Raw genomic sequence first — 20817 nt, 5'->3', positions numbered from 1 at the left:
CTCTGGTCCCGGCGCACGTCCGGCGTCGGACAGTAATTATAAATCGTTCGCGGCTGATTGGTTTGCGTATGTACCGTATCCTACTCGCAGTCGACGAGAATGAGGACCGCGCCCACTACCAGGCAGACTACATCGCCGAGCGTCCCGGGACCGAGTCGGTCGAAGTCTGTATCATCCACGCGTGGTCGGGTGACCTCGAATCAGTACCCGAAGAGAGCGTCGGTACGCAGACGGTCGACCACGTCGGATCGGTCCAGGCCGCGGTCGAACGGTTCGAGGAGGCAGGCATCGACTACGACGTCATCGACGGTGCGGGCGACCCGGGCGAACTCGTCCTCGACGTGGCCGAGGACGTCAACCCGTCCGAAATCGTTATGAGCAGGGGAAAGCGTTCCCCGGTTGGCAAGGCGCTGTTCGGAAGTGTTACCCAGAAGGTCCTGCTCAATACCGACGCTCCAGTCGTGGTCATCAATCCGGGCGAGGACTAGTTATCCTGCGCGGTCGAAGAGGTCCTGGAGGGCACGCGGCAGGGCCGCCAGTGCCGCGTCAAGTTCCGCGACGGGGACGTATTCGTCCTGGCTGTGTGCTTGTGCCAGTGCACCGGGACCCCAGACGACGGCGTCCATCCCGCCCTCGTTGACGAGAAAGCGCACGTCACAGGCCGCGGTGTAGCCCCAGGATTCCGTCGGAACGTCTGCGGCGGCCGCCGACGCCTCACGTAGCGCTGACGCAAGGGGACTGTCAGCGGGGCTGGCCGCCGATTCGTAGGTCCGGACCCGTTCCCACTCGATGTCCAGGTCGTGGGCCGTCGCGACGTCGGCGAGCAGATCGTCTATCTCGTCGTCGACGTCGGCGACGGTCTCGTCGGGCAGGAAGCGACGGTCGACCGTATAGGTCGCCCGCCCTGGCACGACGTTCTCCTTGGTTCCGGCGTCGGCCATCGTCGCGGTGGCATAGGCCCGTCCAACGAGGTCGTCACGCCGTTTTCTGACCTGCTGGTCGTAATCGACGATAGCGTCCAGAACTGGTCGCGACGCCAATAACGCGTTCTGGCCGGCGTCGGGGTCGCTGGCGTGGGCAGGCTCTCCATCGACCGTTATCTCGTACCAGGCCAGTCCCTTCGAGCGCGTGGCCGTCTGGAGTCCCGTCCCCTCGAGGACGACGCCGTAGTCGCCGCCGTACCCCGCGTCCAGCAGTGCCCTGGTTCCGGGAGCGGCCGTTTCCTCGCCAACCGCGGCGTGAAAGACCACACTTCCGTCGACGTCTCCGCGCTCGATGCGTTCGGCCAACTCGACTGTTACGAGCATACCGAGGGCGATGCCGGCCTTCATATCGGCTGTTCCCCGCCCGTAAACTGCACCATCGTCGACGGTCGCCTCGAAGGGGTCGTGGGTCCACGCCGACGTATCGCCGGCCGGAACGACGTCGAGGTGTCCATTCAGTACCACGGTCGGGTCGTCGTTACCCACGCGAGCAGCGACCTGCGGGCGGTCCGGAAACGGTTCGGCGACCAGTTCCGCATCGACGCCGTGGTCGGTCAGCCAATCGGCTACGTATTCGGCACACGCCGCCTCGTTTCCGGGTGGATTCACGGACTCGAATCGGACCAGGTCAGAAAGCAGTTCGAGATACTGCGACCTGTCGAATCGGGTCGACATATGGCTTGTCAGGACCGGCACGAGAATAAACGTAGGGGAAGTTACGTTTCGTCGATGACGTGCTCGGAGAACGCTTCGAGGTTCGCCAGTTCGTCGTGTTCCTCGTTATCGAAGCTCAGCAACCCGATGTGGTCGATGCCCAACTCGTGCAGGCGGTCGACGTGTGCCCGACACTCTGCGGGCGTTCCGGCGATGGCGAACTGCTCGGTAACCTCGCGTGGGACATGCTCGCGGAGTTCGGCGGCCTCCATCTCCTTGACGTCCTCCAGAGCCTTGACCTGCTTTGCGTCCTCCTCGTCGATGCCGATGGCCGTCAAGGCAGGCATCGGGGTCTTGTTGACGATGCGACTGACGAGTGGGTTGACACCGTCGAGCGCGGTATCTCTGTCCTCGCCGATAGAGAGAAAGGCCCAGCAGAGCACGTCTATGTCGGCAACGTCGCGGTCCGCCTTCTCGGCCCCGTTGCCTATCTTTTCCAGAGCGTACTCCATCCCCTCGACGGACGCCAGGCCTGCGCCGGCGATAACGCCGTCACCGCGGAAACCGCCCAGTCCGAGAAGGTGGGGACCACGGCCAGCAACGTATATCGGGACGTCGTGGTCGGGGGTGAAATCGAGACCGGCCCCGTGAATCTCGAACTGTGGCCGCTCGATGGTCGGCTCGTCTCCATCGAGCAACGCTCGAATCATCTTGACCGCATCCCGGACGGTTCCGACGGGGTCGTCCTGATCGTACCCGAGCGGGTCGAGCACAATGGGTGAGCCGCCGCCCAGCCCCAGTCGTGCCCTGCCGTCGGAGACCTTGTCGAGGGTCGCCATCGCCGCGGCAGTTACTGCAGGATGTCGGGTGTAGGGATTTGTCACCCCGGTTCCCAGGCCGATGTCGTCCGTGTTCGCGGCGGCGAGTGCGAGCAGGGAGTGCGTATTCCGGTTCAGTCGCTCGTCACCGATGAGAAAGTTCTCGTACGCCAGTTCGCTGTCTATCTTCTTTGCGGCGTCTACCACGTACGACGGGTCGTGGTGATTCGCCAGGCTTGCAGTAAACGTTGGCATTGTGAAAGTTTCCCGCGTGAAACGGGTATCACAATCATACGGTGGAACGGAAATAATAGTTCGGGTGTGGCACGCTGGCGCCGCGCCGTGACACCTCTCGCAGGGACGACAGGTGGAGGTCAATCGGTCAGGGAACGTCGTCGTCACACCTCGTTCCGGAACCGATGAACCGTCCTAGCCTGCGGTTCGAACCTGGCGATCTCGCGGCCGACGTGTCGGTTTATACGATTTCACGGCCGGGATGAAGCCCGCTCGTCGCTACCAGCAGCAGGATACAGACGCCCGTAAGTGCCCAAAACGCCAGCGTGAATCCGCCGAGCAGGTCGACGAGCCAGCCGATAGCGACCGGCCCCCCAGCGCCGACGAGATAGCCGACGCCGAGGACCAGCGAGGTGACCTTCGCCGTGACGTCGCCGGCGGACGTGTAGTCGACCGGTAACGTGAGACAGAGACCGAACATACCTCCGACACCCAGTCCGCCGACAATCGACCACAGCCACGGGGCCGCGAGGGGGAGTGCTGCCACTCCGCCCAGGCCCACCGCGCTGGCGACCACTGTCAGACCGAGTGGGACCCGTCGGTCGGGACGGTCCGCCGCCAATCGCGCGAACCCGAGCGTCCCGAAGAACTCAGCAGCCGTGAAGACCGTCAGGACCAGTCCCGCGCTCTGGGCACTCCAACCGAGCGCGACGTATCGCGGTGGGAGCCAGGCCAGCACCGAAAAGTATACGACCGCGTTTCCACCGAAGTACAGCGTCAGGTACCAGCTCAGAGGGTCACGCCAGACGGAGCGTTCCGAGGCATCTCCGGTTTCGGTCCGCGTCGGTGCGCCACCTGTGACTGGACGCCAGACGGCGAGCGCGACCAGGGCCAACGACCCCCACGCGGCGAGTGCCGCTGGCCAGCTACCCAGGAGACTCGACAGTGGCGCCGTCAGGCCCGCTGCGATTGCTGCGCCAGCTATCAAACCGGCACTGTAGAGACCGGTGACTATCGCAGCCCTGTCCGGAAAATACGAGTTTACCAGCGTCGGCAGCAGCGTCTGTATGATGGCGAGACCGACACCGAGAAGCAGTGTCGTCGCGAACAGGACGGTATGACGGTGGCTTCCGATCCGAGCAAACGTCGCTAACGCGACGAGAACCAGGCCCCAAAATACGGTACGCTCGGAACTCGTGTATCGAGAGATGGGACGAGCGAGGAACGCGAACACTCCCATACAAACCGTCGGCACCGTCGTCAATAGACTAGCAGCGGTGTAACTCAGGCCAAGATCCGCTCGAATCACCTCCAGAACCGGTGAGACCGAGGTTATCGCGGGACGAAGGTTCAATGCAACGAGTAGAATGCCAGCGAGAACGAGCGCGTTCTCCCGTAACGGTGTTTTACGTGTCATATTGATGCTGTTAAGCGTGGTCGCGACCCGGACTCCGCCCCGGCGGAGAACGGCGTTAGCGGCTCGATACGATCGACGGCCAACGAACTGAGAGGACGACGTGGCGACGATGGATGCCACAAGAAAGGAACCGAACCGGATCGGAAAATAACTGTCGGGTGACTCGGGGCCGGAAGAGGAGGTACGGCAGGTTCCAGTGCGGTCACGACGACGAGCCACGCCGACCCGTGCTGAAAGGACGTATCAGGTGCAGGGGAGAGACGACTGAACCGGACCAGCGGACAACTACTGTGCCTCTGAGAGGGTCGTTCCATAGACCGACTGATTAGACCTGCCACTTGCTTGGTATTTGAAACACGAAAATAACTTTTCTCACTGTGGCCGGACGAACATCGATCGAAGACGAAAATTATCGGTTCAGGGTGTGTATCGCCCGGTCTTCAACGTTCGCAGCGGCCTCCCTGATCGCTTCCGCGAGGGTCGGATGCGCGTGAACGGTTTCGGTGAGGTCAGTCACGGTCAATCCGCGCTCTACTGCCAGGCCGATCTCGGCGACCAGTTCCGAGGCCTCGGGACCGACTGCCTGTCCGCCCAGTACCGTCCCATCCTCGTCAGCGACCAGGCGCACGAACCCGTCGGTGTGGCCGGTCGTCAGGGCCCGTCCGCTCGCTCGCATCGGAAACTCACCGACGCTGACGTCGATAGCTGTGTCCCTCGCCTCCTCGGCGCTCAGACCAACGGTGGCGATTTCGGGGTCGGTGAACGCTACGGCAGGAATCGCTCGGTTGTTCATCGACGCGGCCCTTCCAGCGATGCGTTCGGCGGCTACCTCAGCCTCGGCGCTTCCGGCGTGAGCGAGCATCGGTTCGCCGGCGACGTCGCCGACGGCGAAGATGTGGTCGCGAGCGGTTCGGCAGTGTTCGTCGGTCCGGATGAAACCCCTGTCATCCAACTCCAGGCCGACTTGCTCAGGCGCGACCGTGTCGGCGACCGGTTGCCGTCCGACGGCAACCAGTACAGCGTCGGCAGGATACTCTGTCACCGTCCCATCGTCGGACTCGGTCCGAACGGTAATCCCCTTGTCCGTCGTCTCACACGCTGTTGCTCGTTCACCACAGTGAACGTCGATGCCCAACTCGGTGACACGGCCGTCCACCGGTGCGACGAGGTTTGCCGGGAAGCCCTGCAACATCGTGTCCAGCGCCTCGAGGACGGTCACCTCGACGCCGAGTTTGGCGAACATCGTCGACAGTTCCATCCCAATGTATCCGGCGCCGACGACGACGAGCTGATCCGGGAGGGTCTGCAGTTCCAGTGCCTGCCCCGCGTCCAGTACTGCCGGTCGGTCGAATTCGAACTCAGGGAGTTCGATCGGACGACTCCCGGTCGCGATGATGGCGTGGTCGAACGTTGTGCGTTCGACCTCGGAGCCGTTTTCGTCGACGATTCTTGCGGTGTGGTCGTCGACGAACTCCGCGCGCCCCTCGAGCAGCGACACGCGGTTCGCCCGACAGAGTTTCTCGACGCTTCGGCTCATCGAGGAGACGACATCGTCTTTCCAGTCCATCATCGTTCCGAAGTCGAGGTCGACGTCCGCCTCGATACCCATACGGTCGCCATTGCGCACTTCGTGGACGCGGTTCGCGACGGTGATGAGCGCTTTCGATGGGATACACCCGGCGTTCAGGCACGTTCCGCCGTACGCGTTCCGCTCGACGAGGGTGACGTCGCATCCGAGCTGGCCGACCCGAATCGCGGCAGTGTATCCGCCTGGACCGCCACCGACGACCAGCACCTCAGTATCGCGTTCAGTCATCGGTCCTCTCAACCGCCTGCCACGAGAGGCGAGGGTTCCGTGCCGCGGAAGTCTGGTCGATACGTTCGGTGGCCGTTGTCGTCGGCGCATCGGCGAGTTCCGTCTCGGAGAGGTCGCTCGTGTCGGCGAAGGCTTCGGCCAGCACGTCGAGCATCTCCTTGCTCACCGCCTCGGTGGGTTCCGTCATAAGCGCCTCGTCGACGATTTCGGGCCACTTCGTCGTCGGCGGGTGGACGCCGTAGTCGAGCATCCCTTTGGCGAACTCCGCGGCATCCTGCTCGCCCGCACTAGCGACGAACTCGTGGTGGAACGGTTCGTACGGAATGTCCAGATCGATCCGGTTGGCGAGGTAGTTGGCGTTCAGGACCGCCATCGAGCTGGTATCTTTCAGCCCCTCGTCACCGAGCCGAGAGATGTAGGCGTAGGTTTTCAGCAGGACGAGCCAATTGCCCTGGTACCCGTGTACCTTGCCGACCGATTGCGCCGGGGAGTACAGCTCGTAGTTACCGTCCTTGTCCTCCCTAACGTGCGGTTCGGGGAGGAACTCCGCCAGGTGGTCGACGACACCGATGGGACCAGCACCCGGCCCGCCGCCACCGTGAGGTGAAGCGAACGTCTTGTGGACGTTGTAGTGCATAATGTCGAAGCCCATATCGCCAGGGCGTGCCCGACCCAGGAGGGCGTTGAGGTTCGCGCCGTCGTAGTACAGCAACCCGCCAGCGTCGTGGACGATATCGGCGATTTCCTCGATGTTCCGCTCGAACAGTCCCAGCGTGTTGGGATTCGTAAGCATCAGCGCGGCGGTCTCGTCACCGACTGCAGCCTCTAGGGCGTCGACGTTCACGCGCCCCTCGTCGTCGCTGGAAAACTCCACCACGTCGTACCCAGCGAGCGAGGCGCTGGCGAAGTTCGTGCCGTGGGCGCTGGCGGGAACGATCACCTCCTGACGTCGCTCGGCCTCGCCGTTTGCCCGGTGGTAGGCCTGTGCTGTCAGGAGACCGGTGAATTCACCAGCCGCCCCAGCGGGCGGTTGGAGCGTCACCGCGTCCATCCCGCCGATCTCCGCGAGCAACTCCTGCAGTTCGTGGAGTAGTTCGAGCGTCCCTTGGGCGAACTCATCGGGCCGTGCCGGGTGGATGGCACCGGCATCGAGTCCAGCGAGGTCCTCGACGAACTTCGGGTTGTACTTCATAGTACAGCTCCCCAGCGGATACGGTCCGTGTTCGATCGAGTAGTTCATCTGGGAAAGCCGGGTGTAGTGACTCGCGATCTCCGGTTCCGAGAGTTCCGGCAGCGTCAGTTCGTCACGAGTCACTTCCTCGGGCAGGGCCGAATCGTCGTGGTGGACGGTCTCGGTACGCTTCTCGGCGAGCAACGGCTCGTTGACCGTCTCGCCGTCGATCTCACGTTCCCAGCGGGCCTGTCTGTAGTTCATACCACCACCCCCTCGAGAGTCTCGACGAGACCGTCGACGTCGTCGCGGTTGACATCTGTCACGCAAACTTGTAACTCGTGGTCGTCGACGGCGTGGACAAGGTAACCGCGGTCAGCCAGTGCGGATGCAACTTCGTCGGCCGGCATATCGGTCTGCATCACGAACTCTCTGAAGTGATGCCGGTCGTGGACCGGCGCTTGCACACCCTCGATGTCATCCAGTCTGGCCGCCACCTCGCGAGGGTACCTGGCACACTCGTTGGCGAGTTCCGCCAGGCCAGTCGCCCCGAGGGTAGCGACGTGAATCGCGGTCCGGAGCGCGACCCAGGCCTGGTTGGTGCAGATGTTGCTCGTCGCCCGCTCCTTCCGGATGTGCTGCTCGCGCGTCTGTAGCGTGAGCGTGTAGGCCCGACGGCCGCTGGCGTCCTCACTCGCCCCGACGAGTCGACCCGGGACTTGTCGCAGGTACTCTTCCTTGACGGCGAACAGCCCCAGCCCCATTCCGTAACTGGTGGGCAACCCGAGTCCGCTTGCGTCGCCGACGACGACGTCCGCACCAACCGTCGCTGGTTCCTCCAGGAGTGCGAGCGCCACGATGTCCGAGCCGAGACAGAACGTCGCGTCGTGGTCGTGAGTAGTCTCCGCTATCGTCGAGAGGTGTTCTTCGATAGTGCCGCGGCTTGTTGGCGACGCCGCATACACCATCACGACGTCGTCTTCGATAGTCTCACGGAGTGAATCGAGGTCGACGTTCCCGTCTGAGGTAGGGTACGAGTCGACCGACAGGCCGGCCCCATCGGCGTAGTTCTCCAAGACGCTCCGGTCGTCCTTACGAAGGGTTTCCGGCACCAGAATCCGTGATCCGCTCGTCGCACGGACCCGCGCGGACAGCGTTGCGGCCTCGCCCAGCGCCGTCGCGGCGTCGTACATCGAACAGTTCGCGATTTCGAGTCCAGTCAGTTCGACGAGAATCGACTGGAACTCGAACAGCGCCTGGAGGAATCCCTGGGACGTCTCGGGCTGATACTGCGTGTAGGACGTGAGAAATTCCGACCGGAGCGAGAGGTAATCGACGACTGAAGGGATGTAGTGACTGTAGTGTCCCCGACCGAGGAACTCGACAGCTTCCTGATTCCGGTCCAGCATATCCGAGACCTCCGATACGACAGTCTGTTCGGACTTCGCCGATATGTCGAAATTGCCCTCGAACGCCACCTGTTCCGGAATATCGAACAGCTCGTCGACCGACTCGGCACCAATGAACTCGAGCATCGTCGCTATCTCGTCGTTCGTGTGTGGTGCGAAGGGGCTTCCTTTTCTCTGCTCGTACGATTCAGTCTCTGGGGTGAATTCGGGCTTACTCATGGTTTCATTCTATCTGCTCGCTGTATTCCTGTGGGTCCAGCAGTTCGTCGCCTACTTCGGCTTGCAGTTCGACCAGCCAGCCGTCACCGTACGGGTCCTCGTTGATAACCTCGGGTTCGTCGAGCAGTCGGTCATTAGTCTCGACGACGACACCATCGACGGGTGAATACACGTCGCTGATTGCCTTGATACTCTCGATGGTGACGCAGGCGGTCCCAGCCTCTAACGAGTCCCCTTCGTCGGGAAGTTCGAGAAACACGATGTCCCCGAGTTCGTCCTGTGCGAAGTCCGTGATACCGAAACGGACAGAATCGTCCGTCTCGGCGACCCATTCGTGCGATTCGGTGTAGCGTAGATTCTCAGGTATTTCGAAGCTCATTGTTTATAATCTCTGAGTTAGTTCGTGCGACACGATTCCAGAAACCGAGTACCGACGACCGTCGCGGACACCGTCCGCCCACGAATCGAGACGTTGAGTTCGGTTCCCTCGTCGGCCAGAATGGCATCGATATAGCCGAGGGCAATGGGCACTCCCAGCGTCGGACTCATAGATCCGCTTGTTACACGTCCGACGCGTTCCCCGTCGTGGAGGATCTCATATCCATGCCGGGCGATACCTCGTTCCTCGAGTCTGAGACCGACCAGTCGTTCGTCGACGCTGTGGTTCAGTGCCTCACGGCCGACGAAATCACCGGCGTCCTCGTCGACGACGAATCCGATGCCGGCCTCGTAAGGGTCGTGTGGTTCCTCCACGGGGTCGAAATCCTGACCGGAAAGCAACAGTCCGGCCTCGATACGAAGGGTGTCCCTGGCACCGAGCCCACACGGCTGGACCCCATCGAAAGCGGCCTGCATACGGTCGGATTCGGCGGCGGGGAACACGATCTCGAATCCGTCCTCACCGGTGTACCCGGTCCTGGCGATTAGACATTCGTCGCCGTCGATCGTCGCCTCGCGTACCTCGAACGGGTCGAGGTCAGCGACCGAGTCGGTCGTGACTCGGTCGACTTGTTCGGCCGATTCGGGGCCCTGGACTGCCAGAATACCGGTTTCCTCCGTCCGGTTGTCGATGGTCACATCGACGTCCCAGCGCGAAGCGTGCTCGTGCAGGCGTGCCCAAATTTCTTCGTCGTGACCGGCGTTCGGAACGACGAGATATTCGTCGGCCGTCGGGTGGTCGTAGACGACAACGTCGTCAAGTATCACGCCGTCCCTTCGCAGGAAACACGAGTATGCTGCCCGTCCGGATTCCAGTTCCCGAACGTCACTCGGGAGGAGCCGTTGTAACAGCGTCGCGGCGTCGGCCCCGGTGATGGAAAGTAATCCCATATGGCTGACGTCGAAGAGACCGACAGACTGACGGACGGCAGCGTGTTCGTCCTGTATCGATCCGAACGACACCGGCATCTCCCAGCCGCCGAAATCGGTGAAGTCAGCTCCCGATTCGTCGTGCTGCTCATATAGTGGTGGCCTGCGTAATGACACGTCCGTTCGTACAACTCGATAGTGTTTATATCTTTCTAATAATTTCACTAATTGTGGCTCCGAGACCTTCTAAAGCCACTTTAGCCACTTACGAAACAGTAATATAAATTATAATATCCGTACGCTCCGACGAATTCGGTCTATACGCGTCCGACAAGAGCGATGCCTCCGAATTTGGGGTCCACAGTTGGAAAATCGGAGTACAGCGGACAATTGACCAACCGGCTCACGCTTCGGTTCTGACGAAATGTGGTTCGGGAATACATTCAGGAATTCCGGAAAGAGTAGATATAACTGGAGAAAAAACATTTATATTCCGTTTTTATCAGCATATATTATATAATTCACCGGTCCTTCGCCGGGAGTCGAACGCTCGGCAGTCTTAGTTTCGGCTCTGGCTAATTTTTATACTTGTAGAGTCCTGAGGAGCAAATATGGACGATACAAGCAGCGCACTTCAGACTACCACGACCTCCCTGGAAATACTCGACGCCATAAGCCACCAGAATGGGGCCAGGCAAGGCCAGATCGCCGACGAACTGGAACTTGCCGACAGTACTGTCCACGCTCATCTGACTACACTCCGTAATCACGGATATCTCGTTCGGGAGGGCAACGAATACCACCTGGGAGCCAAACTCTTTCACCTCGGCGAACGAGCCCGAGACCGTAAGCCTGCCTACGACGTCGTGCGGAAACGGGCCTACAAGTTGAGTAACCGGTTCAACGAGGAGGTAGCGTTCGCTATTCCAGAACGGGGGCGGTCGATAATCATCTTCGACGAGAACAACGACCCCACGACAGAGGGGTTTCAAGTCGGTCGATATTTTTATATGCACAGTTCAGCGAGCGGAAAGGCAATGCTCGCGGAATTTCCACGTGAGCGCGTCGAAGCAATCATCGACCGCTGGGGACTCCCGAAACAGACCGAACGGACGACCGATTCTAAAGCCGAACTGTTCGAAGAACTCGAGCGGACGCGAGAACGCGGCTACGCCATCAATCGCCAGGAGGCTCTCGAAGGACTGATGGCGATCGGGATGGTCGTCAAGAACCCAGACGGGAGTGTCCTCGGCTCGCTCGACGTGTCGGGCCCTCCCTACCGGCTCTCTGAGGACGAAATCGTTCCCCAGCTCCGTGACGTCGTCTCCCAAATCGAGACAGAAATCGCCGAACAGTACGGATAGCGAACGATCGGCGTCGACAGTCGTGGAGCTGTCTCGATTCTCGGGACCCCTACCGTTCGAAAAATCGGAACAGCTGGTCCAAAACCCACGGCGACTAGGCGTTGAGCAGTCAAGGTGGGAGAAGGTGTTGTAAGCACACGTCTGTAATGACTACTACCAGTCGCTCCGAGTGCCACTGCTATGGGATAGCGGACAGGTGAGAAACGAGATTATATTACATTTGTACATTTGTAATATATGGAACGGCACGCACAATACGAACTGCCCTGCACGCGTTCGTTCACTCCCGGGATATCGTTGACAGTGGCCGTTCGGTTCCTCTTGTTCGAAAAAAAGGAACGCACACTGTCGAACTCGCCCGTGAACGAGTGGCTTCGTTGAATCGCCATACAGCAATTGAGGAGTATACTATTAACAGTCCGGGAAATGAATTTGAGGACCGCTGGTTAGGCCGTGGTTACGAGTCGCAGAGTCTTCGATCATTGGCTGATTGGTGCAATAAATATACTTCAAGTAACATATCAGAAATTTTAGTAACTATTGATTAATATGAAAAGTTGATAATATTTACCGTTTGCTGGCTACTGACGAACTTATTTCAGAGATGCTTCTTGACGCGGAAATAGGGGTGATAAAACATCGATTCTGAAAGTATTCGACGAAAAATTCTCTCTCACTAGTTAGTCTAGATATATTGACTGAATGCCGAGATATATTGAAACAGCGTTCGCCTGGAGATCGAGTTGTGAGCGCCCGCGACACGATGCAACGACTTCAGAACCGACTCATCCCTGTGATCGAAAGTCGTATTAGTCAACTCCGTTATTTGAAAACCTCGCCATCAGGAAGTTCACCGTACTCGTCGATATCCGGATTTTCTGTGAGGACTAAGGATTCAGTTACTCTATCACGAATCTGTTTGACCGTGGAGGCTGTGACTGTCGTTGGTCTCCCACTCGGTCTCAGAGGAATATCAACGACCAACTAGCAGACGGAGGATACCCGCTCACTGCAGTCATCGCCGACCGCACACTGGCAACACCTGACGCGCTCGAACGCCTGTTCGAACCGGACGCTGACATCGTTCTCGTTCTCAGAAGCGGTAGCGGCATTAACGCCGTCGTCGTCCATCACCCAGTCTTCCGGGGTGACTACCACGGCGCCTCGATTCGAGACCATCGAACCATCGGCACAAACGTTGGCACCGATGTCGCCGAGATCGATTCCTTGCGACTGTCGACTGATGGCAACGTACCACAGGACTCAATCGAGGTGCTGTTACATAGCAACGGTGCAGCAAACGAGTGGCTCGTGAACGCTGGATTCGAACTTGCTGTGGATGATCTTGTGACGGCCGAGCGATAATAATGGTACAGCGCGCTCCGCCGTAGCCTGAATCTTTTTGAGGCAAGGCACAAAGGCGGTAATATGATTCCCGGTGCGGCAGAGTACGGCATCGAGGTAGAAACCGGGGAGGAGGATGTCAAGGATTTGCTCTCGGTTGGACCTGAGGATGTCTCCGCCGCAGACGAACTGTCCTTCGCGCGCAACATCTTCATCCCACTCACGACGGCCTGCCGGTACACCTGTAGCTATTGTACTTACTACGACCCACCTGGTCAGGCCGATCTGATGAGCCCGAGAGAGATTCGGGAAATCTGCCGCCGCGGGGCCGATGCCGGGTGTACGGAGGCGCTTTTCACCTTCGGCGACGACCCGGACGATCGATACGACGAGATATACGACCAGCTGGAAGCCTGGGGCCACGAAACGATCTACGAATACCTCCGGGAGGCTTGCAGGATCGCTCTGGAGGAGGGCATCCTTCCTCACTCCAACCCGGGCGACCAGACCAGAGAACAAATGGAGAGGGTCGCCGACGTCAACGCCTCGATGGGTGTGATGCTCGAGACGACCGCCGAGGTGCAGGCTCACAGTGGGCCTAGAGCCAAAACTCCCGGCCAGCGGCTCAACACCATCCGTAACGCTGGCGAACTAGGGATACCGTTCACCACCGGCATCCTCGTCGGCATCGGCGAAGACTGGCGGGATCGTGCAGAGAGCCTCCTCGCCATCCGCGAGATGCACGAGCGATACGACCACATCCAAGAGATCATCGTCCAGCCGGTGGTCGAGAACGATCGCTGGAAGGGCGGCTCACCTGATCTTGAAACCCTTCGCCGGATCACGGCGATGGCTCGTGTCGCAATGCCCAAGACAGTCAGTATTCAGGCGCCTCCGAACCTGGCATCAGTGCGTGAGCTCCTTGACTGTGGCATCGACGACCTCGGCGGTGTCTCGCCGGTCACTGTCGATCATATTAATCCTGAGTATGAATGGCCGGAACTCCGGGAACTGGAGGATATCGCCGAGATAGCTGGTGTCCCCCTGCGGGAGCGGTTGCCAGTCTACGAACGCTTCGTGGCGGATGGGTGGCTCTCAGATCCAGTCAAACGCGCCATAACCGCAGATAACGAACACGGCGAGCGCTATCGATCCCATCTGGACGGAGTGAGCAACGTCGCGAGGTGTGTTGATTAATTGTCTGTGCTGTTGTGTAGCACATTGTTGATTTCAGAGCGTTGGGTCGAGAGCGAGCGCTTTCATCATCCCGTTCATAGTGCCGAAGTCACTGCAACCGGGACACCACGTTGGCTGCTTGTCGATTTGAAGTCGGTGAATCTGATGTCGGTGCTCATCTTCTTACTGGCCCCTTCCGACCGTACGCCAGCGTTCATACTCCGAGCCGATACTCTCGGGTGTCGGTCGTTGCGTAATCTGGCTTGGTATCATGCTTTCGAGTTCGTGACTGTCGCAATCTCGATGTCTGTTATTCCCTGCATCTCGATTTCGGCTCTCACTGCTGGTGGGAGTGTTTCCAGTGTCTCGTCAACTTGTAGGTTAATCGACACACCGTCAACTTTGATCGCAACCAGCTTGCCACGGCGACCGTGTGCAGCGACTTCAAATTCGAACGGTCGGTCACGTTCATCGACGCTGTGGACCCAGACTTTCGCGAGCCCGTTTGCACTCTCCCAGTGAACGCTGTTGACGACGGTGAGACAGCCAGCCGGCGGGACGCAAGAGGATCCACATACTGGGCACTGAGCGGGATGTGGACTCGTACCAATATAGGTATACTCTGCTCCGCACCGGTAGCACTGGAGTGGTAGAGTCATAAGCGGTTCCTCAATCACCCCTCACAGGCGCCTCGCTCGTCCGGGATCGACATCAATGGCGTCGACGGGACACACGTCGACACAAAGCATGCAGTCGATACACTGTGTCTCGTTGAGCGGATCGGCTTTGATGTCGCTCTCGGGATGGCCCGGTGTATCTGCCCATTCGAACACGTCAACAGGACAGTCCTCGAGGCAGGCACCGTCGGCGATACAGATATCGAAGTCGACAGCCACGTGTGTGCCGTGGATTCCGAGCTGTTCCGGTTCGTCGACCGGCCCCCAGACTCGGTGCCCCTCGTGTTTCTCGGCGACATCGCGGTTCTCTTCGAAATTTGGATCGATAGCCATGAGATATCCTCTATAAGAGTGGCGTAGTCCAGATGAACTACTATCCGAGCGAGCCCTCCATCTCAAGTTCGACGAGTCGGTTGAGTTCAACCGCGTACTCGATGGGTAACTCTTCAGTGATAGGCTCGATGAAGCCAGAGACGATCATCTGCTTGGCGTCGTCGTCGTCCAAGCCGCGCGACTGTAAGTAGAAGACGTCCTCATCGCCGATCTTCCCGACAGTCGCCTCGTGGGCCACGTCCACCGTCGACTCGTTGATCTCCATGTACGGCATCGTGTCGGAGGTGGACTCGTTGTCGAACATCAGCGCGTCACACTCGACGGAGGTTGAGGAGTTCTCCGCGCCATCTGCGATGTGGACGAGCCCACGGTAGTTGGTGCGGCCGCCGTCCTTCGAGATCGACTTCGACTCGATCGTCGATTTCGTGTCGGGGGCGTTGTGGTAGACCTTGGCGCCGGTGTCGATGTTCTGGCCCTCACCGGCGAACGCGATGGTGATGTGGTTGTCAGTCGCGCCCGGTCCCTTCAGGATCGTCGATGGATACAGCATCGTCGCCTTCGAGCCCATCGACCCCGAAATCCACTCCATGGTCGCATCTTTCTCGGCGATCGCACGCTTTGTGTTGAGGTTGTAGGTGTTCTTCGACCAGTTTTGTACCGTCGAGTACTGGACGTGGGCATTCTCCTTCACGATTACCTCAACGCCACCCGAGTGCAGGTTGAACGCCGAGTACTTCGGGGCCGAGCAACCCTCGATATAGTGAACCTCGGAGTTTGGCTCCGCAATGATGAGCGTGTGTTCGAACTGCCCCATCCCCTCGGAGTTCATCCTGAAATACGCCTGGACGGGCATCTCGACGGTGACGTCCTCGGGAACGTAGACGAACGAGCCGCCGGACCAGATGGCGCCGTGGAGCGCCGCGAACTTGTTGTCGCTCGGCGGCACGCACTTGGTCATGAAGTACTCGCGGACGAGGTCTTCGTGTTCCTGAACAGCCTCGTCCATATTACAGAAGATGACGCCTTTCTCTTCCCAGCGCTCCTGCATATTCTGATAGACGACTTCGGACTCGTACTGGGCACCAACGCCGGAGAGCGCATTCTTTTCGGCTTCCGGGATACCGAGCTTGTCGAATGTATCCTTGATGTCCTCGGGCAACTCTTCCCAGTCGTCGACGCCGGCGCGGACGTCGACGTCGGGGCGGATGTACGGCACGATTTCGTTCACGTCGACTTCCGACAGATCTGGTTGCCCCGGCCAGTCCGTTGGCATCGGCATCTCTTGCCAGAGGTTCAACGCACGTAGTCGTCGCTTCAACATCCACTCTGGCTCGTCTTTATCCTCAGAAATGAGCCGTATCGTCTCCTCTGTCAGCCCCTGGTCAGCCTTGAACGCAGCTGCTTCCTCTTTCTTGAAATCGAATCGGTCTTCAGTGTCGGTCTCGCGGAGTTGCTCTTGTTTGGAGCTCATCAACCAACATTTGTAGTATGGGAGAATAAAGCTAGGGTGCCTAAACTACAATTTGTAACTATAATAGGTTTCTTTCACAGTTTCTAGAAACTATTAGTGATCACAAAAGTTTACTATTGATGGGCTGAAAGAGGGCGTATGAATCACCAGACTCGCAAAATGACGGATCCAGTCTCAGATTCAAAAACAGAGCAAGCACAGGAGCAGCGATGTCCCGAGTGTGGCGAGGACGTACTCGCAGAGAGTGATACGGCCGAGAAGGTGTGTACTGCCTGCGGATTGGTCCTTGATGAGCAACGTATCGACCGCGGTCCGGAATGGCGGGCCTTCGATTCGGCTGAAAAGGCGGCGAAATCACGCGTTGGAGCGCCGACGACACAATTGATGCACGACAAGGGGCTTTCGACCAATATTCAGTCGATCACATCGGGTTTGAGTGAAAGTGTCTGCTTGGGAGGAGTGTGGAAGCCACCCAGGCAGACAGCAAGATAGAAGAAGAGCACCTCCTTAATTTTGTCGTCAACAGCCTCAACGAAGAGCTTGCGATAGACCTCGACGAGAACGTCAAGGTCACGACAGAGACGTTGTACGAGGTTCTCGCCGGCGCCAGCGCCGGCGGGACCTCGATCAACCACGTCTGCGAAACGACAGACGACTCACCGCACGCCAATACCGTCCGGGGACATCTCACCGAGCAGTTCAACCTTGACACGGTTGAGGCGGTTGGAGACACGCTCCTCCAACGAGATGCGCTTGCGACACTTCCGGATCGACCGGTGGAGGTCTGTGTCGCGCTCGCGTGGCCTGTCCACGCGTGGGCGCGGAACATATGATGGCGACAAACCACCGGTGTTCACGCTGGTTGACCGTGGTTCGGACGAACGGTACATCGTGCCAGCGAAATCCGCAGACGAATCGACCATTCGACTCCTGCTGGCGGATCGCCAGCAGGAGTCGCTCACCGTCTATACCGATGGATTTCGGGCCTATGATCCGCTCGAAGAAGACGACGAATTCACCCGAGAATACGTCGTCCACAGCGACGGAGAGTATGCTGACGGCGACATCCACATCAACACCTGCGAGAGCCACGCGTCGCTGACGCGACGGTGGCTCTCGCCGCATCGAGGCGTCTCAAAAGACAAGCTCACGCCGTATCTCAGAGCGTTCCAGCTTCGCCGCCGAATCTTACGCAAACCCGGTCAAGAAGCTCTCAAAGAGGTCGTTCGAACTGTGCTCTGACTCACCAACAACGTGCTTCCTATGAGCGTACGTATAAATCCGGATCCCCTAGTTCTCAAAAACTCGTTGCTGTCCTGCGTTTCTGTCTAACTTAATGCGACCGGATTTTTTGGTGCAGCTTTTTTTGCGGGGGTCCTCGGCCGCCGCAAAAAAAGGTGCTACATAAAATCCGCAATCCCGGACTGTTTGTTTTTGTCGATTTCACAGTAACAGAAGCAGAGTCAAGATTCCGTTCGAGAATCTTCGTTCTTCTCCGTAGATTAATTTAAAAAGCGAAACGATGGAGATATCCATTGTCTCATTCTAAATTCTTTGATAGATAAGTTGTGAACTTTTCTTTTCTACCGCATTCTGTACAATGAGTTTGGTACTTCAGAAGTACCTTGGCAGAGCCGTGTCTGTCGATACTAAGGTTGCCTCTTACAGTATCCAATTCGCAATCTAAACATCAAAAATAGAGATAGTATTCGAAAGCGATAATACTGTGAGATACAATTGAGTATAGAGCTTCATTAGCAACCACGGTTTTGTTTTCACTTGATAAAACCTAACGTGATCAACCACTGAGGCGCGCAATTTCTGGCATAGACTATGAAGAAATCATTTACTCTCACCCGATATTTTCAATGAGAACACAACCAATATTACGCCGATAAGCTCTCTTATCTCCCATCTCCTCCAGTAATTGGTTCCACAACCCTAATTACGTCTCCGTCATCCAAGCACTTGTTTTTCTCTGAGAGATGCTGGATGTGAGTCTTATTTCTTGTCACGATCAGATCATTTCGAACCGAATTATTTTCGTATACCCGTTCGGTTAGTTCGGGATACTCTTCGGTGAGCCTACATATTATATCCGCCACTGCAGTTCCTGGTGGTACCTCGTAGGTCAAACAATTCTGGCCAATTATCTTCCTCAGAGACCCGAATATCTTCACTTCGACGTGCATATTTCACAAGTATGAGCGTCTTGAGTAATATGTGTTGCTCGTTGAGCACTATGGGGGGTTTTCGATGAGCGCATAATTTAATGGTATTACTCTAATTGTGAAATATATTAGTGGCTCTATGCAGATCGAAATCCGACTGTACGGTGACTGTCGACAGTTGTTTGAAGAGGCCAAGATACATCAGTCAATCGAGCATACGATGACCATCGCTGAGTTGCTTGATGATCTGGGTGAGAATTATCCTAAATTTTCCGAATGGCAAACAAAAACGAATCGAGACGTCATCGTTATTCATAATGATACACACGTGACAATGCCAGAGACATCCGAATTGGAACTTTCTGCCGGAGATGTAGTGACGCTCACGTCATCTTTTGTGGAGTAAAGATAAATTGGTTTTAAGAGGATATAATCGAATGATGATGAGGATTCATAGGACTACCAGATATAGTATCTATTATTCCCTGCTGGTTAAGACAGATCACACAAATTAGTACGATATGGGCTAATTTTTATTGTACTGGGAAATCGATTTTCCAGGAACTGTACCGTCATTGTCCCACCCACGCACCTCGTAGTAGGAATCAAGTGCCGATTCAAAGCCAGGGAGATCGTAGGGGAGGATATCGTCCGAACGGTCTTTACCACGGCGGTTGTTGAAGTGGCGCTCAAGTTCCACAATACTTGCACCTACGTCAAGAAGTGTCTCGATGTCGGCATCAAGCAATTGTTCTTTCTGGTCGTCGGTAATATAATCTTCTGCAAAATTACAAAAAATACCAGAATCCCGTAGCGCCATCCGGTTTTCTTGGTCAACGACCAATTTTACTTTCTCGTCTGAGAGATCTTTGGGTGGCAACACGCCGTCATACTCTTGACCCAATGTTACCGAATACATATGATCGGCACCTCTGTTCGCGACCGCATAACTCAGCCCTTGACCGTGTAGGACACGCCCATCGTGACCAGCGAACTCTAATCCTTTGACGGTCCAGTTTTGGACGCCGAGCGTCTCGTGACAGCGGGCCACGCCCTCTGCTAGTTGGTCACCAATGCCGTCACGAAAAGCAATCTTATCGAGTGTCTTATGGATAAGATCCGAGTTGCCGAAGTCATCCTGACTCTTGAGATAGGCTGCGACTGTCACTCCCGCGCTAACCGTATCCATCCCGTACAGGTCACACTTCTGATTCGACTTCATCACCGAAACGATATCATCGATAGCACAGCTACTGCCGAAGGCATAAATAGTTTCGAACTCAGGGCCTTCGGTCTCTACCCCACTCTCTTCGTCGCGCGTCGGGAGCTTACAGCCGAATGCACATACCGAGCACGACCCTTTTTTGTACTTTTTTTCCTCAACTGCGTCACCACCAATACCGGATGCGCCTTCAAAGGTGGTCTCCTCGAAGTATCGAGTTGGAAGAGAGAAATTATCGTTTATAAACGCTGTTGATCCGGCGGTCCCCTGTCGTTTCATCAGATCGTCGCTCGTCGCCGCATCTCGGTGGACTGTTGTCACCGCTTCTTTCGAGAGATCGAGAGAAGGACGGGAGTCACCTTGGAAAGTTATGCATTTGACGTTCTTTGCGCCTAGTGCTGCGCCAAACCCGCCGCGGCCGAAGGCTCGCGAGTCATAGGTCATAAGACTCGCAAACCGGACCAGATTATCTCCTGCCGGACCGACTGTCACCAGGTTCTCGCTCTCAAGATCGTGTTCAGTTGCCATATATTTCGTCACCTCAGGTACGAGAGCCTCGTCAAGTTCCGGAACATGTTCAAACTCAATCCTGTCGTCAGAGACGTGTACAGCCAACAGTTCGTCACTCTCACCCACAATCTCGACGACACTATATCCGGTATCTGCAAAGTTACGAGAGAGATATCCACCGGCGTTCGATGAGGCAAGACCATCAGTCATTGGTGAGAGACCGGTGACGTTCATTCGTCCGGTAAAACTCATTTGGGACATCTGGAGAGGACCAGTCGCAAAGAATAGTCTATTCTCCGGCCCATACGGGTCAGCGTCGAACGGAATCCGCTGATGAGCGAGTCGAGTCGCTACGCCACGTCCCCCGATGAACGACGACAATTCTTCGTCGATCGACTGTTCTCTTACCTCGCGTTCGCTAACATCAATGGTTAGCATTGGCCCTTTCGAGTAACGCATTAAAAGTAATACTTTATTTGTCCAATATAAAAGTTGGTTTCATCAAGGGGGTCGTGTATAG

Annotated in this window: 18 protein-coding genes and 4 pseudogenes; 9 read left to right on the top strand and 13 right to left on the bottom strand. The window is 57.3% G+C overall.

The features are described from left to right. Positions 1-68: 68 nt before the first annotated feature. Positions 69-488, top strand: coding sequence for a universal stress protein (locus RJT37_RS04370; protein WP_313688114.1), 420 nt, complete (start codon positions 69-71; stop codon positions 486-488). On the opposite strand, the gene RJT37_RS04365 is transcribed toward RJT37_RS04370, so the two are convergent. From RJT37_RS04365 to gcvT, 8 genes are all read right to left on the bottom strand, one after another. Beyond that, positions 489-1658 carry a M20 family metallopeptidase gene (locus RJT37_RS04365; RefSeq protein WP_313688112.1) on the bottom strand — a complete coding sequence of 390 codons (1170 nt, stop codon included), beginning with the start codon at positions 1656-1658 and terminating at the stop codon, positions 489-491. A gap of 41 nt (positions 1659-1699) precedes the next feature. Beyond that, positions 1700-2710 (bottom strand): LLM class flavin-dependent oxidoreductase, encoded by a 1011-nt coding sequence (locus RJT37_RS04360; RefSeq protein WP_313688110.1) that lies wholly within the window; start codon positions 2708-2710, stop codon positions 1700-1702. Positions 2711-2930: 220 nt separating this feature from the next. Further along, a complete protein-coding gene (locus RJT37_RS04355) occupies positions 2931-4106 on the bottom strand; it encodes an MFS transporter (protein ID WP_313688108.1) in 1176 nt (391 codons plus the stop codon). A gap of 409 nt (positions 4107-4515) precedes the next feature. After that, the gene (gene lpdA / locus RJT37_RS04350) at positions 4516-5922 is read right to left on the bottom strand and encodes a dihydrolipoyl dehydrogenase (protein WP_313688106.1); all 1407 of its coding nucleotides are present in this window, start codon (positions 5920-5922) and stop codon (positions 4516-4518) included. Next, positions 5915-7357: an aminomethyl-transferring glycine dehydrogenase subunit GcvPB gene (gene gcvPB, locus RJT37_RS04345; protein ID WP_313688104.1), complete on the bottom strand. Its 1443-nt coding sequence runs from the start codon at positions 7355-7357 to the stop codon at positions 5915-5917. The genes lpdA and gcvPB overlap by 8 nt, the downstream gene beginning before the upstream one ends. Further along, the gene (gcvPA, locus tag RJT37_RS04340) at positions 7354-8721 is read right to left on the bottom strand and encodes an aminomethyl-transferring glycine dehydrogenase subunit GcvPA (RefSeq protein WP_390209136.1); all 1368 of its coding nucleotides are present in this window, start codon (positions 8719-8721) and stop codon (positions 7354-7356) included. The genes gcvPB and gcvPA overlap by 4 nt, the downstream gene beginning before the upstream one ends. 4 nt (positions 8722-8725) lie before the next feature. Continuing rightward, entirely contained in the window at positions 8726-9100 is a 375-nt protein-coding gene (gene gcvH, locus RJT37_RS04335; protein WP_311173422.1) for a glycine cleavage system protein GcvH, read from the bottom strand. A gap of 17 nt (positions 9101-9117) precedes the next feature. Next, the gene (gene gcvT, locus RJT37_RS04330; protein WP_313688099.1) at positions 9118-10206 is read right to left on the bottom strand and encodes a glycine cleavage system aminomethyltransferase GcvT; all 1089 of its coding nucleotides are present in this window, start codon (positions 10204-10206) and stop codon (positions 9118-9120) included. Between the two features lie 434 nt (positions 10207-10640). Here gcvT and RJT37_RS04325 point away from each other — a divergent pair, with 434 nt between their 5' ends. From RJT37_RS04325 to cofG, 4 genes are all read left to right on the top strand, one after another. Next, positions 10641-11393: an IclR family transcriptional regulator gene (locus tag RJT37_RS04325; RefSeq protein ID WP_313688097.1), complete on the top strand. Its 753-nt coding sequence runs from the start codon at positions 10641-10643 to the stop codon at positions 11391-11393. A gap of 368 nt (positions 11394-11761) precedes the next feature. Further along, complete coding sequence (gene rdfA / locus RJT37_RS20610) at positions 11762-11941, top strand: rod-determining factor RdfA (RefSeq protein ID WP_390209137.1); 180 nt, start codon at positions 11762-11764, stop codon at positions 11939-11941. A 358-nt stretch (positions 11942-12299) separates the two neighbouring features. Then, entirely contained in the window at positions 12300-12758 is a 459-nt protein-coding gene (locus RJT37_RS20605) for a glycosyltransferase family protein (protein WP_425604913.1), read from the top strand. Between the two features lie 63 nt (positions 12759-12821). Then, positions 12822-13934 carry a 7,8-didemethyl-8-hydroxy-5-deazariboflavin synthase subunit CofG gene (gene cofG, locus RJT37_RS04315; RefSeq protein ID WP_313688093.1) on the top strand — a complete coding sequence of 371 codons (1113 nt, stop codon included), beginning with the start codon at positions 12822-12824 and terminating at the stop codon, positions 13932-13934. Positions 13935-13985: 51 nt separating this feature from the next. On the opposite strand, the pseudogene RJT37_RS04310 reads toward cofG, so the two are convergent. The 3 genes and pseudogenes from RJT37_RS04310 to sufB all read right to left on the bottom strand — a co-directional run. After that, positions 13986-14092, bottom strand: a pseudogene (locus tag RJT37_RS04310) (2-oxoacid:ferredoxin oxidoreductase subunit beta); the annotation flags it as partial. 501 nt (positions 14093-14593) lie between these two features. Continuing rightward, on the bottom strand, positions 14594-14923 hold the full coding sequence (locus RJT37_RS04305; RefSeq protein WP_313688091.1) for a 4Fe-4S dicluster domain-containing protein: 330 nt from the start codon (positions 14921-14923) through the stop codon (positions 14594-14596). A gap of 40 nt (positions 14924-14963) precedes the next feature. Then, complete coding sequence (sufB, locus tag RJT37_RS04300; RefSeq protein ID WP_313688090.1) at positions 14964-16394, bottom strand: Fe-S cluster assembly protein SufB; 1431 nt, start codon at positions 16392-16394, stop codon at positions 14964-14966. Between the two features lie 138 nt (positions 16395-16532). Between sufB and RJT37_RS04295 the strand changes: the two are divergent. From RJT37_RS04295 to RJT37_RS04285, 3 pseudogenes are all read left to right on the top strand, one after another. Then, a pseudogene (locus tag RJT37_RS04295) lies at positions 16533-16808 on the top strand (TFIIB-type zinc ribbon-containing protein); the annotation flags it as partial. A 47-nt stretch (positions 16809-16855) separates the two neighbouring features. Further along, positions 16856-17191 (top strand): annotated as a pseudogene (locus tag RJT37_RS04290) (ISH3 family transposase); the annotation flags it as partial. Further along, positions 17184-17636 (top strand): annotated as a pseudogene (locus RJT37_RS04285) (IS1595 family transposase); the annotation flags it as partial. The pseudogenes RJT37_RS04290 and RJT37_RS04285, both read left to right, overlap by 8 nt. 662 nt (positions 17637-18298) lie before the next feature. Here the strand turns inward: RJT37_RS04285 and RJT37_RS04280 are convergent. Further along, positions 18299-18586 carry a MoaD/ThiS family protein gene (locus tag RJT37_RS04280; RefSeq protein ID WP_313688088.1) on the bottom strand — a complete coding sequence of 96 codons (288 nt, stop codon included), beginning with the start codon at positions 18584-18586 and terminating at the stop codon, positions 18299-18301. Positions 18587-18704: 118 nt separating this feature from the next. Here RJT37_RS04280 and RJT37_RS04275 point away from each other — a divergent pair, with 118 nt between their 5' ends. Further along, positions 18705-18971: a MoaD/ThiS family protein gene (locus tag RJT37_RS04275; protein ID WP_313688086.1), complete on the top strand. Its 267-nt coding sequence runs from the start codon at positions 18705-18707 to the stop codon at positions 18969-18971. Positions 18972-19091: 120 nt separating this feature from the next. On the opposite strand, the gene RJT37_RS04270 is transcribed toward RJT37_RS04275, so the two are convergent. After that, the gene (locus tag RJT37_RS04270; RefSeq protein ID WP_313688084.1) at positions 19092-20756 is read right to left on the bottom strand and encodes an aldehyde ferredoxin oxidoreductase C-terminal domain-containing protein; all 1665 of its coding nucleotides are present in this window, start codon (positions 20754-20756) and stop codon (positions 19092-19094) included. Positions 20757-20817 lie beyond the last annotated feature (61 nt).

Origin of the sequence: Halobellus marinus, assembly GCF_032113415.1 — an archaeon.
GTDB lineage: Archaea > Halobacteriota > Halobacteria > Halobacteriales > Haloferacaceae > Haloquadratum > Haloquadratum marinus.
Note: the sequence above shows the minus strand (reverse complement) of the source record. Positions and strands in the feature narration are given on the sequence as shown.

Excerpts from the sequence above, each read along its gene's own strand:
- RJT37_RS04370 (WP_313688114.1), top strand. The coding sequence starts at position 69 with ATGTACCGTATCCTACTCGCAGTCGACGAGAATGAGGACCGCGCCCAC.
- RJT37_RS04365 (WP_313688112.1), bottom strand. The coding sequence starts at position 1,658 with ATGTCGACCCGATTCGACAGGTCGCAGTATCTCGAACTGCTTTCTGAC.
- RJT37_RS04360 (WP_313688110.1), bottom strand. The coding sequence starts at position 2,710 with ATGCCAACGTTTACTGCAAGCCTGGCGAATCACCACGACCCGTCGTAC.
- RJT37_RS04355 (WP_313688108.1), bottom strand. The coding sequence starts at position 4,106 with ATGACACGTAAAACACCGTTACGGGAGAACGCGCTCGTTCTCGCTGGC.
- lpdA (WP_313688106.1), bottom strand. The coding sequence starts at position 5,922 with ATGACTGAACGCGATACTGAGGTGCTGGTCGTCGGTGGCGGTCCAGGC.
- gcvPB (WP_313688104.1), bottom strand. The coding sequence starts at position 7,357 with ATGAACTACAGACAGGCCCGCTGGGAACGTGAGATCGACGGCGAGACG.
- gcvPA (WP_390209136.1), bottom strand. The coding sequence starts at position 8,721 with ATGAGTAAGCCCGAATTCACCCCAGAGACTGAATCGTACGAGCAGAGA.
- gcvH (WP_311173422.1), bottom strand. The coding sequence starts at position 9,100 with ATGAGCTTCGAAATACCTGAGAATCTACGCTACACCGAATCGCACGAA.
- RJT37_RS04325 (WP_313688097.1), top strand. The coding sequence starts at position 10,641 with ATGGACGATACAAGCAGCGCACTTCAGACTACCACGACCTCCCTGGAA.
- cofG (WP_313688093.1), top strand. The coding sequence starts at position 12,822 with ATGATTCCCGGTGCGGCAGAGTACGGCATCGAGGTAGAAACCGGGGAG.
- RJT37_RS04305 (WP_313688091.1), bottom strand. The coding sequence starts at position 14,923 with ATGGCTATCGATCCAAATTTCGAAGAGAACCGCGATGTCGCCGAGAAA.
- sufB (WP_313688090.1), bottom strand. The coding sequence starts at position 16,394 with ATGAGCTCCAAACAAGAGCAACTCCGCGAGACCGACACTGAAGACCGA.
- RJT37_RS04280 (WP_313688088.1), bottom strand. The coding sequence starts at position 18,586 with ATGCACGTCGAAGTGAAGATATTCGGGTCTCTGAGGAAGATAATTGGC.
- RJT37_RS04275 (WP_313688086.1), top strand. The coding sequence starts at position 18,705 with ATGCAGATCGAAATCCGACTGTACGGTGACTGTCGACAGTTGTTTGAA.
- RJT37_RS04270 (WP_313688084.1), bottom strand. The coding sequence starts at position 20,756 with ATGCGTTACTCGAAAGGGCCAATGCTAACCATTGATGTTAGCGAACGC.